The organism is Treponema endosymbiont of Eucomonympha sp., from assembly GCF_001028545.1.
Map to the genome: position 1 here is coordinate 1 of NZ_BBPW01000326.1, position 1,172 is coordinate 1,172.

The window sequence follows — 1,172 nt, forward strand, 5'->3', positions numbered from 1 at the left end:
AAAACCGCTTGTGTATGCTGTTCCAATTCCCGAATTCCGGCGGTATGTCCCTCCACGGAGCGCCCGTGCGCGTCTGCCACGCTACCGCGTTGATAAACAGGCGGTTATCTTTCGCCACTCCCCCGCGTTTCCCTGCCTGTCCGGGCAACAGTTCTTTTATCCGTTCCCACGCCTCGTCGCTTATATCGTGCCGGTGAATGCCTTCATTTCTTTTCATGCTTCTATTTTACCTCTTTTCCTTTATCCAGTCCACACTACCTAGGTAGAGCCTCTGTGCTGTAATACACCCGTATCGGGCTTTGAAACCTGCTCGTGTTTGACTGCCAAACCTGCACGTGTTTCGCGTTACCCTGCGGGTAACGACATAGAGGCAAGCGGCTAGCGGGGCTGCCGAGCGATATGCCAGCTATGATTTATAGCGCTGATTGCCTACCCGATTATAAGAAAAACTGACTAACTTTGCAGTTTTGTTTTTAGCCTGATAAGACCAGAAAACCGCCGCCCTGTCTAGCTTTTTTCAAGCATAAAGAGCCAGCCCCGCAGCGGCTCTCTAGCTGACGCGTTCCCAAATACGTATAGTTATGTTTACCGGGCGCGTTTCTACGCCTGTACCGCTAGTGCCGGTTGTGGCTGTCTCTCTGAAGTATGTAACACGGTCGCTACCGTAGAACACAGCGCCGCTACCGCTGGAATATATCGCCAGCCGATAGTCGTGGCTGTGATCCTGGAGAGCCATATCTTGCACGCCGCTTCCGAACTCAGAAGCGTTTCCGCCTTCAGACCTGAAAAATACACCGGGAAACTCTGTCTGAGAAATGATTATCCAGTTTCCGACGAATAATTCGACCGCGGATTTTTTGTGAGGCAACTGAAAATAAACAAACCCGACCGGCACAAAACTTTTCCCCTCTTCCGAAAATATTTCTCCGCCCACCCGCAAATCCTTTTTAACGCCGAGTCCGCCTGCAACGGTGAGCGCGCCGGTCTCGGCGCTGGTGCTCTGCGTAGCGGATTTTATAGCCGTTTCGCCGTAGAAACCTGCTGGCGCGGGGGAGTGGCGAAAGATAACCGCCTGTTTATCAACGCGGTAGCGTGGCAGACGCGCACGGGCGCTCCGTGGAGGGACATACCGCCGGAATTCGGGAATTGGAACAGCATACACAAGCGGTTTT

1 protein-coding gene and 1 pseudogene are annotated in these 1,172 nt (G+C 53.0%); one reads left to right on the plus strand and one right to left on the minus strand.

Features of this window, described 5'->3' with window-relative positions; all coding sequences use genetic code 11:
• Positions 1–217 (minus strand): transposase (locus AWU74_RS06860; RefSeq protein ID WP_162504978.1); only part of this gene is annotated, 217 nt, incomplete at its 3' end.
• Between the two features lie 831 nt (positions 218–1,048).
• On the opposite strand from AWU74_RS06860, the pseudogene AWU74_RS10715 reads away from it, so the two are divergent.
• Positions 1,049–1,172, plus strand: a pseudogene (locus tag AWU74_RS10715) (transposase); the annotation flags it as partial.